Genomic DNA, 14544 nt, shown 5'->3' on the forward strand with positions numbered 1-14544 from the left:
ACCATCAGGAGATTTCAAATGACGAGTGCGGCTTACGACACCAACAATATCTTCGCCAAGATCCTGCGTGGAGAGATCCCCTCGGTTAAGGTCTACGAGGACGAGCATACGCTGGCCTTCATGGACGTGATGCCGCAGGCGCCCGGCCATGTGCTGGTCCTACCTAAGGCTGCGTCGCGCAATATTCTCGACGCCGACCCCGCTGCCCTCGCCCGGACCATCCCTGTCGTCCAGAAGATCGCCAATGCCGCCAAGGAAGCCTTTGACGCCGACGGCGTTTTCGTTTGCCAGTTCAACGAGCCGGCCGCCGGCCAGACCGTGTTCCACCTGCACTTCCACGTCATTCCGCGTCACGAAGGCGTGGCCCTGAAGCCGCATTCAGGCAAGATGGAAGATGGGGCGGTTCTGGCGGCGAATGCCGAGAAGATCAAGGCAGAGCTTTAATCGTCGAAGAGGCGGATTCCGCGTTTGCCGGACCGCGTTCACGCTGGTTCAGAGCAAGAGCCGCAAGACGGTAGGCAACGGCAAAAACTGCGAGCCCGCCGACAACATCCGCCAGATTGTGCCCGCCTTGAATGACAATGGCGGGCATCATCAATGCATTGACGACGAGAAAGATCGGGCCAAGCCAGCGAATGCGCATGATGAAAAATGCGGACATCGCGGCCATGACCGTGTGAAACGACGGAAATCCGATCACACCCAGCACGTTGTGCGGCGACAGATAGGTCGCGCCGTGACGGCCCAATTCCACTAATTCGGCGCCGTAACCGGGTCCGACCGCCAGCGGTACCGCATCGGTTACCGCCTGCGGGAGTTGATAGATCGACGATGCACCGAATGACGGAAAAAACGACCAGCAGACGATCGCCAGCAGCGCGCCGATGACACCAGTCAAAAGAAAATGATGCAATAGCCGCAGCCGTCCTGAAAAGCCCAGGACAAAAATAACGACCAGCAACTGCGGCAGGGACGTTGCATAAACTGTCTGAAGCACCATCCCGATCCGGGGGTAATGCGATGCCCATTCGACAAAGATCGGCCAATGAAAACCGAACGACGCGTCGAAGCGCGCAAGCGCTATATCGATGGGCTCACGGGCCAGAGGCAGCAAGAGATAATTGAAGATCGATCCGACGATCGTGAAGAGGATGAAGAGACCGGCTGCGGTGGCCGTTGCGGCAATCGACTGATTCCGCCTCACATGACGATAGAATTGTCCGAGCGCCATCGCGCCAAGGCCACAGCCAACCATGCCGGCATAGCCGACGACATCGACGCCGACATCCTTTGACCACAGCAAAACGCCGTCCAGCAAAGCAAGCGCCGCGACGATAGTCATGATGATGCGTTCGGCAGGCATGAATACCACGGGTCAGCCTCCTTGCTGGAAGCCGATATAACCCGCCGCTTTTAATATTCGCCTAAATCTGCGTCGCCAGGTCTCATAGCGCAGATATGAAAAAGGCGGCTCGAGGGCCGCCTTTCCTATTCGCTTTACTTCTTTGGCACCCGCGGTACGGCGCCGCTCTTTTTCGGCGTGCTCTTTACCTCAGGCTCGGCAACCGCCGCCTTTGCCTTCTTGGCCGGTACCTTCTTGGCCTTGGCCTTCGTCTTCAGCTCGCCGTCATCCTCATCGTCCACCTCTGGGTGAACAGCTTCGGCTTCCGGCTTCGGCTTGATCGGCGCCGCGTCCGACACGGCTTCGAGGATGATGCCCGGCTTCCCGTCTTCCTTCGGTCCGACCGTGACGTTGACGACGCCGCCCTTCTTCAGCTTGCCGAAGAGGATTTCGTTGGCCAGCGGCTTCTTGATGACGTCCTGGATGACGCGAGAGAGCGGGCGTGCGCCCATCTTCTCGTCGTAACCCTTGTCGGCCAGCCAGGCGATCGCATCCTCGTGCAGGTCGAAGGTGACGTTCCGTTCGGACAGCTGGGCTTCCAGCTGCATGATGAACTTCTGAACGACCTTGTGAATGACCACGGTCGGCAGCGGCGCGAACGGAATGATCGCGTCCAGACGGTTGCGGAATTCCGGCGTGAAGATCCGGTTCAGGGCTTCCTCGTCTTCGCCCGTCCGCTTGGACGATCCGAAACCGAAAGCAGCCTTGGCCATTTCAGACGCGCCCGCATTGGTCGTCATGATCAGGATGACGTTGCGGAAGTCGATCTTCTTGCCGTTGTGGTCGGTCAGCGTGCCATGGTCCATCACCTGCAGCAGAATGTTGTAGATGTCGGGATGCGCCTTTTCGATTTCGTCGAGAAGCACCACGCAATGCGGATGCTGGTCGACACCATCGGTCAGCAAGCCACCCTGGTCGAAACCGACGTAGCCGGGAGGTGCCCCAAGCAGACGCGATACCGTATGGCGCTCCATGTATTCGGACATATCGAAGCGCAGGAGTTCGACGCCAAGCGACGAAGCAAGCTGCTTCGCAACCTCTGTCTTGCCGACGCCAGTCGGGCCGGAGAACACATAGGAACCGATCGGCTTGTTCGGTTCGCGCAAGCCGGCTCGCGCCAGCTTGATCGAGGTCGACAAGGCTTCGATCGCCGTATCCTGCCCGTAAACGACCGAACGCAGTTCCTGTTCGAGATTGGCAAGAACGGCTTCGTCGTCCTTCGAGACAGTCTTCGGCGGAATGCGTGCCATCGTCGCGACGGTTGCTTCGATCTCCTTTTCGGTGATCAGCTTGCGGCGCTTCGACGGGGGTAGCAGCATCTGGGCCGCACCGGTCTCGTCGATGACGTCGATTGCCTTGTCCGGCAGCTTGCGGTCGGAGATGTAGCGCGCCGAAAGCTCGACGGCCGTCTTGATCGCTTCGTTCGAATACCGCAGATGGTGGTATTCCTCGAAGTAAGGCTTCAGACCCTTCATGATCTCGATGGCGTCATCGATGGAAGGCTCGTTAACGTCGATCTTCTGGAAGCGGCGGACGAGTGCCCGATCCTTTTCGAAGAACTGGCGATATTCCTTGTAGGTGGTCGAACCGATGCAACGGATCGCCCCCGACGACAGCGCCGGCTTCAGGAGGTTCGAGGCGTCCATGGCGCCACCGGAGGTCGCGCCGGCACCGATGACGGTGTGGATCTCGTCGATGAACAGCACGGCGCCCGGATACTCTTCGAGTTCCTTGACGACCTGCTTCAAGCGCTCTTCGAAATCACCGCGGTAACGCGTTCCGGCGAGCAGCGTGCCCATGTCCAGCGAGAAGATCGTGGCGTCCGCCAGCGCTTCCGGCACCTTGCCTTCGACAATACGCTTGGCAAGACCCTCCGCGATGGCGGTCTTGCCGACACCGGGATCACCGACATAGAGCGGGTTGTTCTTCGAACGGCGGCACAGCACCTGGATGGTGCGGTTGACCTCTGCATGGCGACCGATCAGCGGATCGATCTTGCCGCCCTTGGCCTTCTCGTTGAGGTTGACGCAATAGGCCTTCAGCGCGTCCTGCTGCTTCTTGCCTGATGTATCGTCCTCGTTGCTGCTGCGCGATGCGCTCGGCTTGCTTTCGGTTTCGTCTTCGGCGCCGCGCGGGGTGCGGCTCTCGGACGAGCCCGGCCGCTTGCCGATGCCGTGGGAAATATAGTTGACGGCGTCGTACCGCGTCATTTCCTGCTCCTGCAGGAAATAGGCGGCATGGCTTTCGCGCTCGGCGAAAATCGCGACGAGCACATTGGCGCCGGTCACTTCTTCGCGGCCGGACGACTGGACGTGGATCACGGCCCGCTGAATGACGCGCTGGAAGCCGGAGGTCGGCTTGGAGTCCTCGTCATAACCGGTGACCAGGTTGGAGAGTTCGTTATCGATATACTCGATCAGCGTCTTGCGGAGGGCGTCGAGATCGACATTGCAGGCACCCATGACAGCGGCCGCATCGGAGTCGTCGACAAGGGCGAGCAGCAGATGCTCGAGCGTCGCATATTCGTGATGCCGCTCGTTGGCAAAGGTGAGTGCCTGATGGAGCGCCTTTTCTAAGCTAGGCGAAAATGTTGGCACGTTGTGATCCTCACTTCTTTTCCATGACGCATTGCAGCGGATGCTGATGCTGCCGGGCAAAGTCCATCACCTGGCTCACCTTGGTCTCCGCTACCTCGTATGTAAATATCCCGCATTCGCCGACACCATGGTTATGGACGTGAAGCATGATGCGGGTAGCGCCTTCGCGGTCCTTCTGGAAAAACCGTTCCAGGATGTGGATGACGAACTCCATGGGCGTGTAATCGTCATTCAGGATGAGCACGCGGTAGAGATTGGGCTTCTTGGTCTTCGGCTTGGTACGCGTGATGACCGAGGTCCCGCGATTTCCGTTATCCCCGTTCCTTTCGCCATCGTTTTGCATCCGGATCGGCTTTGCGATCATTTTCATTCATTCCTCGATCAGTCCGATGGTGCACTGGGAGACTGCTTTACCCATCGAATATCTGAAACACTAACTTAGTTCATAATGCTGCGATTTTAAGCCCCTTGTTTCCGACTGCAATCACAATTCCGCAGGACTTGGCGGTAAGACACAAAAACTCGAAGGCGCGAGGGACAAGCCGGCAGAAAAATACAAAAAGGCCGGCTGCAGATGCGTAGCCGGCCTTCGTTTTTCAAGGGTTAGCGGAGTTTCCGCTGCGTTCAAGCCGCCTCGGTCGTCACCACGGTCGCCGTCTTGGCAGCTTTGACCGGAGGCGTCGCAACAGGCGCCTCGTAGGGCTTGTAGGCATTTTTGGCGAGGTCCGTGTACATTTCGCCCAGTCTTGTGGCTTCGGCAACGAAGTTCTCGTATGCCGACCGCACATAGCCGGTCTGCAATTCAAAGGCAGCTTCCACGCTACGAACGCCGGTAAGCGCTTCCATGTGCGTCACGGCGTCCTGGAAGGACTTCTTGGAATACTCGGCAGCTTCCGCCGCGATCGCCTGAAATCCTTTTGCGGTGTCAGAATAGCTCTTCAGCACGGTATCCATAGCCTCTTTGCTTTTACGCGAGGTGTCGTCGAAGTTCAGCATGCCCATCCTCCTTATGGCTGACCGGAAAAAGGTAGCTGCGCCGCACAAAGAGTCAAGCGATCTTGTGCGACGCAAAACAATCAGGGATTGCAATTGCCGATGACTGATCCTCGCTGGAAGCGGGCGCGACCCCTGCGCATTTGATTTCACTAAAATATATTAGAGGGCCGCAACCTCAGGCTTCATCCGGAATTCTTCAGAATTCGTGGCGGGGGCTTAATCGAGAAGGTCGGCGGGCACCTTGCCGCCGTTCTCCGCAAGACGCTTCATCAGTGCCTTATGAAGGAACATGTTCATCGTCGCGGTATCGTGGGTATCGCCGCCATAGCCGAGCTCGGCGGCGAGTTCCTTGCGCTCGGCAAGGCTCGCATCCATTCCGACGGCTTTCATCAGATCCACGATCGAACGACGCCAATCAAGCTTTTGTCCGCTCTTCTTTACGGCGGCATCAAGCAGAGGGACGATATCGATCGTTGCCGCGACAGTCGCTGGCGCCGACGAGGCGGGCGCGGATGTCGGGGGCGGTACAGCTGGCGCGGCGGGTTTTGCCTGGCCGGATGGAGCGGCTGCAGCAGCCGTTGTCATAGGTGCGGCCTGTGCCTCGCCCCCGAAGATGGCATGCTTGATCTTGTCGAATATTCCCATGGTCAACACCCCTGTTGGCACTCGAGCACATGCTCAAACGCAAAAATGGGGCGCACCTTTGAGAGGTCCAGACATGACAGAGATTTTAGAGGGTAGTTTTGTGAAGCACGACTTTGCCGCGCGGAGCCGGAACTGTCCGGCTGGCGGGCCGCAGTCATGCGGCCTGCCTACGGTCGCGGACAGGTCCGCGACACAGTTATGTCAGAGATCGACGTCGAGGATAGCCATCGAGAAATTATACGAGCGATCACCGTCCTCATCATCGATGTAGACGACGCCAAGAAACTCCTCGCCCATATAAACCTCAGCGGAGTCGTTCTTGCGGGGACGTGCCTTGACGATCATTTCCGGATTGAACGTACGCTTGAAATAGGCGTCGAGCTTCTTGATTTCTTCTGGTTTCACACTGCATCTCCTGAGCGGTCTCGATGGCCGCTTCTTGCACAGGAACAACGGCGCTGTAAAGGCGCGGGGTACGTCCGCGGGCTGCTATCCCCGCGGATGTCCGACCGAGTTCAGTGCCAAATCCTCATATATCCGCGCCGATTACCTGGTCCATCACACGCGACGGTTCGGAGCAGCCCGCCTCGCCGACAACCTTGGCCGGCACCCCTGCAACCGTCGTCTTCGGGGGCACAGCCTTCAACACGACGGAGCCTGCGGCGACACGCGAGCAATGACCGATTTCGATATTGCCGAGGATCTTCGCACCTGCACCGATGAGAACGCCACTGCCGATCTTCGGATGACGATCCGCCCCCTCCTTGCCGGTGCCACCAAGCGTGACGCCATGAAGGATTGAAACATTGTCGCCGATCACAGCGGTTTCGCCGACGACCAGACCGGTGGCATGATCGAGGAAAATGCCGCGGCCGATCCGCGCTGCCGGATTGATATCCGTCTGGAAAATGCTCGACGAGCGGCTCTGCAGATAGAGCGCGAGATCACGACGACCACGATTCAGCAGCCAGTGCGCGAGACGGTGGGTCTGCAAGGCATGGAAGCCCTTGAAGTAAAGAACGGCTTCCATGAACCGCAGGCAAGCAGGATCTCTGTCGTATATCGCCTGGATATCGACGCGCAGGATCGTGCCCCATTCCGGCCAATCCGCGAGCATCTGGTCGAATGTCTGGCGAAGCAGAATGGCCTGCATATCCGGATGATCCAGACGTTCACAGATGCGGTAGATGACACACTCTTCCAGCGAGCGATAGTTCAGGATCGTCGAGTAGAGAAATGCTGCCAGTACCGGATCGCTTTCAGCGGCGACGCGCGCTTCTTCCCGCAGGCTATCCCAGATGGGATCCATCACCTTGAGCGAGCTGCCCGTCTCGAAAGTACGAACGTCTGTCTTTGCGACCATGGATGGTCTCCTGAGTATTCGTCTGAAGGGCCTTATATAAGGCAAAATCCCGTAGACATAAATGGGTTAAGCGGGATCGTTTTCCATCCGCTTTCGAAGCTCTTAATAATGAGCTACCAGGTCACCGGCCGGCGACGTCGGCGTAGAACTCCAGCACCGCCTTCTTGAACACCTTGTCACCGACCGCAAGCATATGGTCACGGCCCGGGATGTCCAGCGCGATCGCGTGCGGCATCAGAGCCGCCAGCTCCTGAGGCGATCCGGCAATGTCGTCGCCGGTTCCCACGCCGATCAGCGTCGGCGCCTCGATCTTCCCCATATCGCTACGCAGGACGAGATCACGTGAGCCGCGAATACAGGCTGCCAGCGCCTCCCGGTCACTCTTCGTTTGTTCCGCGAAAGCGCGGAACATGCGGCCGCGTGCGTGGGTCACGGTGTCGATCGACGGTGCAAGCAATGCGTCGGCGATTGGATCCCAGTCGCCCACCCCGTCGGTCATGCCAATGCCAAGGCCACCGAGCACGAGAGAACGCACCCGATCCGGCCGCGCAAGTGCAGCGAAAACCGAAATCCGTGCTCCCATGGAATAGCCCATCACATTTGCTTCCGGGATTCCGAGATGATCCAGGAGAGCGATCGCATCGCCCGCCATGTGCCACGGGCGATAGGCCTCGGCATCGCGGGGCTTGTCGCTGGCGCCGTGGCCGCGATTGTCGATCGCGATCACCCGGTAGCCGGCATCGCCGAGCGTCTTCAGCCAGCCCGGATTCACCCAATTGACGCTGGCACTCGAAGCGAAACCATGGATGAGCAGCACCGGGAGGCCTGCAGGATAACCTTCATCGAAATAGGCGAGCTTCAATCCATCGTGAGAAAAATTCGAAAAGGTGGGCGTATTCAAGTTCATCGGGGCAGTCCTTTTTGCGGCGGACCATATTTTATAGGCGCGCGATCTGGAACCCCTTCAGGGTTCAAAAACAAGCGGAACTGCGTCTCTTTGGCTCTACACATTTAATGCGAAGGCCTATAAGGTCCGCGCACGTTTCAAAGCATTCGGAGATTACTTATGGCTGGTCACAACATTCCCCACTTCCAGAACGACGGCGGACACCGCGTTATCGAAGTCGGCGTGAAGGAATTCATGTGCACCGGTGCATCTTCCCCGTTCGATCACCCCCACATCTTCATCGATATGGGCGACGAGAATGAAAAAGTCTGCTCCTACTGCTCGACGCTTTATCGCCTGAACACCTCGCTGAAGGCAAACCAGACCAACCCCGCCGGCTGCGTATTCCACATCAAGGCCGCCTGAGGCGTCCGGAAGACGAGCATCGATGCCGATAGAACGTGTCGCCATCGTCGGGGCGGGAATTGCCGGCCTAACGACGGCGCTTTCACTCGCCAAACATGGCATCCGCTCGGAGATTTTCGAACAGGCGCCCGTAATGACGGAAGTCGGAGCGGGCCTGCAGATCTCACCGAATGCGTCTCTCGTTCTCGACAAGCTCGGCATCCTCGAACACCTGACGCCGCTTTGGCTGGAACCGGAAGCCATCCATCTGGTCTCCGGCTTGTCGCTGCGTCGACTTGCGTCGGTTCTATCCGGCCGTTTCGCACGAGATCGCTGGGGTTCACCCTATGGTGTACTGCACCGGGCGACGCTGCAGGCCGCCCTGCTGAAGGCGGTTCGGGAGAACGAGCATTGTACACTGCATTTCGGGACGAAGATCGGCGACGAGTCACCGATCGGTGATGCCGGTAAAGCGGATCTCCTGATCGGTGCCGACGGGGTCTGGTCGACGGTGCGCAGCCGCGTTCCCGGTGCACCCACGGCGCGTTTCTCCGGCAACATCGCGTTTCGCTTCACCGTAGCGGCCGATGCAGCGCCCGATTTCGCCGACCGCAGTTGCGTATCCGCCTTCCTTGGCCCATCCGCCCATCTCGTCTGCTATCCGCTTCGCGAGACGCAAAACTTCAACATGGTCGCGATCGTCGCGGGTAGCAGAACCTCACACGAATGGATCAACCGTCCGAGCGAGAACCAGAGCCAACATCTGCTGTCGGCGTTTTCCAAATGGAACAAGTCCATCTCGCGCTTTCTAGAGCACGCAACCGACATCGGTGTCTGGCCGCTTTACGAGGCCGCCGGGGGAACCTGGCAGAACGGCCGCGACACGGTGCTGATCGGTGACGCCGCTCATGCAATGATGCCGTTTGCGGCCCAAGGTGCTGCCATGGCGATCGAGGACGCCTATGAGCTGGCGGCCCTCGTCGCCAATCAACCGGTTCCCGATGCCCTGCAGGTGTTCGAAGCGCAGCGAATGCCGCGGATAAACCGCGTTCGGCAGCGTGGCGCGTTCAATCAGTTTGCCTACCATGCGCGCGGACCGATCAGGCTCGGCCGCAACCTCGTTCTGGCGATGAAGCCGCCGCGAAGCCTCGCGACGGATCTTGACTGGATCTACGGCTACCGCGTCCGCGATTGATCAGACAGCGTTGGCTGCCGCGAACCCGCGCTCGATATCGGCCTTTATGTCGGCGACATCCTCAAGACCGATCTGCAGCCGGATAACCGGCCCTTCCGTCGGCGCCTTTGCAACGCGACGGTCGTTGAGGCCGACGTGAACGGCAAGGCTTTCGAAACCGCCCCACGACCAGCCGAGACCGAAAATCCGCAGCGCGTCGAGGAAGGCATGCGCCTTCGGCTTGAAGCGATCGGCGCCGTCGACAGCCAGAACAAAGGAGAAGATACCGCTTGCTCCCTTGAAATCACGCTTCCAAAGCGCATGCGACGGGAAGCTCGGAAGAGCCGGGTGCAGAACACGCGCAACACCGTCCCTTCCCTCGAGCCACTTCGCGATCGTCAGCGCGCTTTCGTAGTGGCGCTCGAGCCGGACGCCCATGGTGCGGAGACCGCGCAGGATCTGGTAAGCGTCATCAGGCGCTCCACAGATACCGAGGGTGATATTTGCCTCGTGGAGCTGCTCCCAGTGCTTCGCATTTGCCGATACCGTGCCCATCAGGATATCGGAATGCCCGGACGGGTACTTGGTCGCCGCGTGGATGGAGACGTCGACGCCGTAATCCAGCGGACGGAAATAGACGGGTGTCGCCCAGGTATTGTCCATTGTAACGACAGCGCCGTGCTTGTGGGCGATCGCGGCAATCGCCGGGATGTCCTGCATCTCGAACGTGTTCGAGCCCGGAGCTTCAGTATGAACCAACCTGGTGTTCGGCTTGATCAGCGCTTCAATCCCGGCTCCGACGGCGGGATCGTAGTAATCGACATCGACACCCAGGCGCTTGAGCATCGTATCACAAAAGTTTCGTGTCGGGCCGTAGACGGAATCAACGACCAACGCGTGGTCCCCGGCAGACAGAAACGCCAGGAAAGGCACGGTGACGGCGGCGAGACCTGATGGCACTAGGATCGTCCCGGCCGATCCCTCCAGCGCATCGATCGCTTCGCACAAGGCATCCGTAGTCGGCGTGCCGCGCGTGCCATAGGTATATTTCTGCGCCCGCGTCTCCATCGCTCGCGCATTCGGGAACAGAACCGTCGATGCATGCACTACGGGCGGATTAACGAAACCATGGAATTCGGCGGGATCATTCCCGAGGTGCGAGAGGCGCGTGTTCATACCTGCGTTCTGCAGCAGGCCGTCTCTGTCTTTCATGTCGGAATTAGCCTTTTAGGGTAGGAATGAGATAGCAGACATTTGAACCCGTGATGTCGAGTGGTCAACCCTGACCCATCCGGACAAAACACAGCTGCAATGCAAATCTGTGAGATATATCAGCTACTTTTCGCGATCTTTTTCAGCATTGCAACGCCCAATCGTTGGTCGTTTGCTTATTTTACGGGCCTGAATTAGCAGTTTGCCGATTTATCACGCAATCTTTCAGCGCGACACTTGACCATAGTGACATTTGCGACTGTGATAGAACCACTCGCGCCGGGAGGGTGTCGGGTCGACTGGGGGGTCTGCATGCTTCTGCCGGCGCTCCCACAAGAAAAGATAAGACAACAGAAAAGGTTGGGAAAAATGAAGATTAAGCTTCTGTCGGCCGCGATCGGCGCAGCAGTTTTCGCACTTGGCGCATCATCGGCTTCCGCCACCACTCTCGAAGACGTGAAGGCAAAGGGCTTCGTTCAGTGCGGCGTCAACACCGGCCTGCTCGGCTTCGCTCAGCCTGACGCTTCCGGCAACTGGGCCGGTTTCGACGTGGACTTCTGCAAGGCGGTTGCTTCGGCCGTATTCGGCGATCCGACCAAGGTGAAGTACACCCCGACCAACGCGAAAGAGCGTTTCACGGCACTGCAGTCCGGTGAAATCGACGTTCTGTCGCGCAACACGACCTGGACGATCAACCGCGACACGGCGCTTGGCTTCAACTTCCGTCCGGTCACCTATTACGACGGCCAGGGCTTCATGGTTCGCAAGAGCCTGAACGTGAAGTCGGCGCTTGAGCTCTCCGGCGCGGCGATCTGCGTTCAGTCCGGCACGACCACCGAACTCAACCTCGCCGACTACTTCAAGGCAAACAACCTCCAGTACAATCCGGTGGTTTTCGAAAAGCTCGAGGAAGTCAACGCGGCTTACGATTCCGGTCGCTGCGACGTTTACACGACCGACCAGTCGGGTCTCTATTCCCTGCGTCTGACGCTCAAGAACCCCGACGAACACACGATTCTTCCCGAGATCATTTCCAAGGAGCCGCTCGGCCCGGTCGTTCGCCAGGGCGACGATCAGTGGTTCGATATCATCTCCTGGACGGCCTACGCGCTGGTCAATGCTGAAGAGTTCGGCATCACCCAGGCCAACGTCGACGAGATGAAAAACTCGCCGAACCCGGACATCAAGCGCTTCCTCGGCACGGAAGCCGACACCAAGATCGGTACGGACCTCGGCCTGACGAACGAGTGGGCCTACAACATCATCAAGGGCGTCGGAAACTACAGCGAAGTCTTTGAACGGAACATCGGTCAGGGCAGCCCGCTGAAGATTGCGCGTGGCCTGAACGCACTCTGGAACAAGGGCGGCATCCAGTACGCTCCTCCGGTTCGCTGATAAGCAAACCGCAATGCACAGTGTGGGGAGGCGAGAATCGCCTTCCCATTACCAAGAAAAAAGCCCAAAAACGGGCATAAAGGGGAATAGGCTCGGCATGACGCAAGAGGCTGTGCACACGACACCTTTGCAAGGCACCGGCCGGAATTTCCGGTCGATAATGTACGACCCCAAATATCGGGGCATCTTCTTTCAAATCCTCACCCTCATTGTTCTCGTCGCTGTCATCTGGTGGATTGCGCACAACACCGTGCAGAACCTCGCCCGCAGCAACACTGCATCGGGTTTCGCCTTCCTGCGTGGACGCGCGGGTTTCGAGATCGGTCAGTCACTTATCGGCTATTCGAGCGATTCGACCTATGGACGGGCGCTCATTGTCGGCATCCTGAACACGTTGCTCGTCGCCGTCACCGGGATCATTACGGCGACGATCATCGGGTTTTTCGTCGGTATCGGCCGGCTTTCGCACAACTGGCTCATTGCCAAGCTGTGCACTGTCTACGTCGAAGTCTTCCGTAACATCCCGCCGCTGCTCGTGATCTTCTTCTGGTATTCGGGCGTGCTTGCGGTTCTGCCGCAGCCGAAGGAATCGCTGCACCTGCCGCTCAACATGTTCCTGAACAATCGCGGCCTCGCCTTTCCGAAGCCTATTTTTGAAAGCGGAATGTGGGTCGTCGGCGTTGCGCTGGTCATCGGCATCATCGCATCCGTCGTGACCACTCGGTGGGCCCATCGCCGCCAGACAGCCACCGGCCAGCAGTTTCACACAATCTGGGTGTCGATCGCGCTGATCGTCGGCCTGCCCGTCCTGGCGTTTCTGTTGAGCGGCATCCCGCTGACATTCGACGTGCCCGTCGCAGGCAAGTTCAACCTGACTGGCGGTTCCGTCGTCGGGCCGGAATTCATGTCGCTGTTTCTGGCGCTTTCGTTCTACACGGCGTCGTTCATCGCCGAGATCGTTCGCGGTGGCATCCGCGGCGTACCGAAGGGCCAGTCGGAGGCGGCTGGTGCTCTCGGAATGCATCCGTCGGGCATTACGCGGCTAGTTGTCGTGCCGCAGGCGCTGCGCATCATCATACCGCCGCTGACCAGCCAGTATCTCAACCTGACGAAGAATTCGTCCCTGGCGATCGCGATCGGCTTTTCCGATCTGGTCGCCGTGGGCGGCACGATTCTCAATCAGACCGGCCAGGCAATCGAAGTCGTGCTCATCTGGGCGATCGTCTACCTGACGCTCAGCATTCTGACGTCGATTTTCATGAACTGGTTCAACGCCAAGATGGCTTTGGTGGAGAGATAAGATGTCGGTATCCAATCAAGCCTTCGTCAGGTCGACGATCGTACCGCCGGAGCCGGCACCGCTCGGTGAAAAGGGCGCTTTGGCCTGGGTCAAAAAGAACCTCCTCGCCACACCCAAGGATGTCGTCCTGACCGTTGTGGCGCTTGCCTTGCTCGGATGGGCAGTTCCGCACATCGTCAACTGGCTCTTCATTCAGGCAGTCTGGAGCGGACCCGACAGAACCTTCTGCGCGACGACTGTCCAAGGCGGTGTACAGCCGGATGGCTGGAGCGGCGCCTGCTGGGCGTTCGTCAACGCGAAGTTCGACCAGTTCATCTTCGGACGCTATCCCCTGGGCGAACGTTGGCGGCCGACGATCGTCGGCATCCTGTTCGTGATCCTGCTCGTGCCGATGCTGATTCCGAAGATGCCAAGGAAGGGGTTGAACGCGCTGCTGCTGTTCGTCGTCCTGCCCTTGCTGTCGTTCTGGCTGCTCTATGGCGGCTTCGGGCTGGAGGTTGTCGAAACCTCCCTCTGGGGCGGACTGATGGTAACGCTGGTGCTGTCCTTCGTCGGGATTGCCGTATCGCTGCCATTCGGCATCATCCTGGCGCTCGGCAGGCGGTCGCAGATGCCGATCATCCGGATGATCTGCGTCGCATTCATCGAGATCGTCCGCGGGATTCCGCTGATCACGGTGCTTTTCATGGCCAGCGTGATGCTGCCGCTCTTCCTGCCGACCGGATGGACGGTCGATAAGCTGCTGCGAGCCTTGATCGGCGTTTCCATCTTCGCGTCGGCCTACATGGCTGAAGTCATTCGCGGCGGCCTGCAGGCTATCCCGAAGGGACAGTTCGAAGGCGCGGATTCACTTGGCCTTGGCTATTGGCAGAAGACGCGCCTTGTCATTTTGCCGCAAGCGATCAAATTGGTTATTCCAGGTATCGTGAATACGTTCATCGGCATGTTCAAGGACACGTCGCTGGTGTCGATCATCGGCATGTTCGACCTGCTCGGTATCGTGCGATTGAACTTCACCGACTCCAACTGGGCGTCGGCGGTAACGCCACTGACGGGGCTGATCTTCGCCGGATTCGTTTTCTGGCTGTTCTGTTTCGGCATGTCGCGCTATTCAGGTTTCATGGAACGTTATCTCGATACCGGCCACAAACGATAAAAATGAGGGAATG

General features: G+C 58.8%; 15 protein-coding genes. 6 read left to right on the forward strand and 9 right to left on the reverse strand.

What is annotated here, in order from left to right; all coding sequences use genetic code 11:
* Nucleotides 1–18 precede the first annotated feature (18 nt).
* Nucleotides 19–444: an HIT family protein gene (locus ASE04_RS17760; RefSeq protein WP_056819693.1), complete on the forward strand. Its 426-nt coding sequence runs from the start codon at nucleotides 19–21 to the stop codon at nucleotides 442–444.
* On the opposite strand, the gene ASE04_RS17765 is transcribed toward ASE04_RS17760, so the two are convergent.
* The 8 genes from ASE04_RS17765 to ASE04_RS17800 form a co-directional block, all read right to left on the reverse strand.
* Complete coding sequence (locus tag ASE04_RS17765) at nucleotides 428–1363, reverse strand: phosphatase PAP2 family protein (protein ID WP_056819696.1); 936 nt, start codon at nucleotides 1361–1363, stop codon at nucleotides 428–430. The two genes, ASE04_RS17760 and ASE04_RS17765, sit on opposite strands and share 17 nt — an antisense overlap.
* A 134-nt stretch (nucleotides 1364–1497) precedes the next feature.
* A complete protein-coding gene (clpA, locus tag ASE04_RS17770) occupies nucleotides 1498–3999 on the reverse strand; it encodes an ATP-dependent Clp protease ATP-binding subunit ClpA (protein ID WP_056819699.1) in 2502 nt (833 codons plus the stop codon).
* A 10-nt stretch (nucleotides 4000–4009) separates the two neighbouring features.
* Entirely contained in the window at nucleotides 4010–4363 is a 354-nt protein-coding gene (gene clpS / locus ASE04_RS17775) for an ATP-dependent Clp protease adapter ClpS (RefSeq protein ID WP_056820428.1), read from the reverse strand.
* 260 nt (nucleotides 4364–4623) lie between these two features.
* Nucleotides 4624–4995, reverse strand: coding sequence for a phasin family protein (locus ASE04_RS17780; RefSeq protein ID WP_056819701.1), 372 nt, complete (start codon nucleotides 4993–4995; stop codon nucleotides 4624–4626).
* A 216-nt stretch (nucleotides 4996–5211) separates the two neighbouring features.
* Nucleotides 5212–5640, reverse strand: a complete 429-nt coding sequence (locus ASE04_RS17785) for a DUF3597 domain-containing protein (RefSeq protein ID WP_056819703.1) — start codon at nucleotides 5638–5640, stop codon at nucleotides 5212–5214.
* Between the two features lie 201 nt (nucleotides 5641–5841).
* Complete coding sequence (locus ASE04_RS17790) at nucleotides 5842–6045, reverse strand: DUF3126 family protein (RefSeq protein ID WP_018900022.1); 204 nt, start codon at nucleotides 6043–6045, stop codon at nucleotides 5842–5844.
* A 124-nt stretch (nucleotides 6046–6169) separates the two neighbouring features.
* Nucleotides 6170–7003 carry a serine O-acetyltransferase gene (gene cysE, locus ASE04_RS17795; protein WP_056819706.1) on the reverse strand — a complete coding sequence of 278 codons (834 nt, stop codon included), beginning with the start codon at nucleotides 7001–7003 and terminating at the stop codon, nucleotides 6170–6172.
* 121 nt (nucleotides 7004–7124) lie between these two features.
* A complete protein-coding gene (locus ASE04_RS17800; RefSeq protein ID WP_056819708.1) occupies nucleotides 7125–7910 on the reverse strand; it encodes an alpha/beta fold hydrolase in 786 nt (261 codons plus the stop codon).
* A gap of 159 nt (nucleotides 7911–8069) precedes the next feature.
* Between ASE04_RS17800 and ASE04_RS17805 the strand changes: the two genes are divergently transcribed.
* The gene (locus ASE04_RS17805; protein WP_056819710.1) at nucleotides 8070–8315 is read left to right on the forward strand and encodes a zinc-finger domain-containing protein; all 246 of its coding nucleotides are present in this window, start codon (nucleotides 8070–8072) and stop codon (nucleotides 8313–8315) included.
* Between the two features lie 22 nt (nucleotides 8316–8337).
* Nucleotides 8338–9489 (forward strand): FAD-dependent monooxygenase, encoded by a 1152-nt coding sequence (locus tag ASE04_RS17810; RefSeq protein WP_056819713.1) that lies wholly within the window; start codon nucleotides 8338–8340, stop codon nucleotides 9487–9489.
* On the opposite strand, the gene ASE04_RS17815 is transcribed toward ASE04_RS17810, so the two are convergent.
* On the reverse strand, nucleotides 9490–10680 hold the full coding sequence (locus tag ASE04_RS17815) for a cystathionine beta-lyase (RefSeq protein WP_056819716.1): 1191 nt from the start codon (nucleotides 10678–10680) through the stop codon (nucleotides 9490–9492).
* 369 nt (nucleotides 10681–11049) lie between these two features.
* Between ASE04_RS17815 and ASE04_RS17820 the strand changes: the two genes are divergently transcribed.
* The 3 genes from ASE04_RS17820 to ASE04_RS17830 all read left to right on the forward strand — a co-directional run bounded on the left by ASE04_RS17820 (nucleotide 11050) and on the right by ASE04_RS17830 (nucleotide 14531).
* A complete protein-coding gene (locus ASE04_RS17820; protein ID WP_056819719.1) occupies nucleotides 11050–12075 on the forward strand; it encodes an amino acid ABC transporter substrate-binding protein in 1026 nt (341 codons plus the stop codon).
* A gap of 97 nt (nucleotides 12076–12172) precedes the next feature.
* The gene (locus tag ASE04_RS17825; RefSeq protein ID WP_056819722.1) at nucleotides 12173–13375 is read left to right on the forward strand and encodes an amino acid ABC transporter permease; all 1203 of its coding nucleotides are present in this window, start codon (nucleotides 12173–12175) and stop codon (nucleotides 13373–13375) included.
* A gap of 1 nt (nucleotide 13376) precedes the next feature.
* Entirely contained in the window at nucleotides 13377–14531 is a 1155-nt protein-coding gene (locus ASE04_RS17830) for an amino acid ABC transporter permease (RefSeq protein ID WP_056819725.1), read from the forward strand.
* The last annotated feature ends 13 nt before the right edge of the window (nucleotides 14532–14544 follow it).

The sequence above is a fragment of the Rhizobium sp. Root708 genome (assembly GCF_001429725.1).
Classification (GTDB): domain Bacteria; phylum Pseudomonadota; class Alphaproteobacteria; order Rhizobiales; family Rhizobiaceae; genus Rhizobium.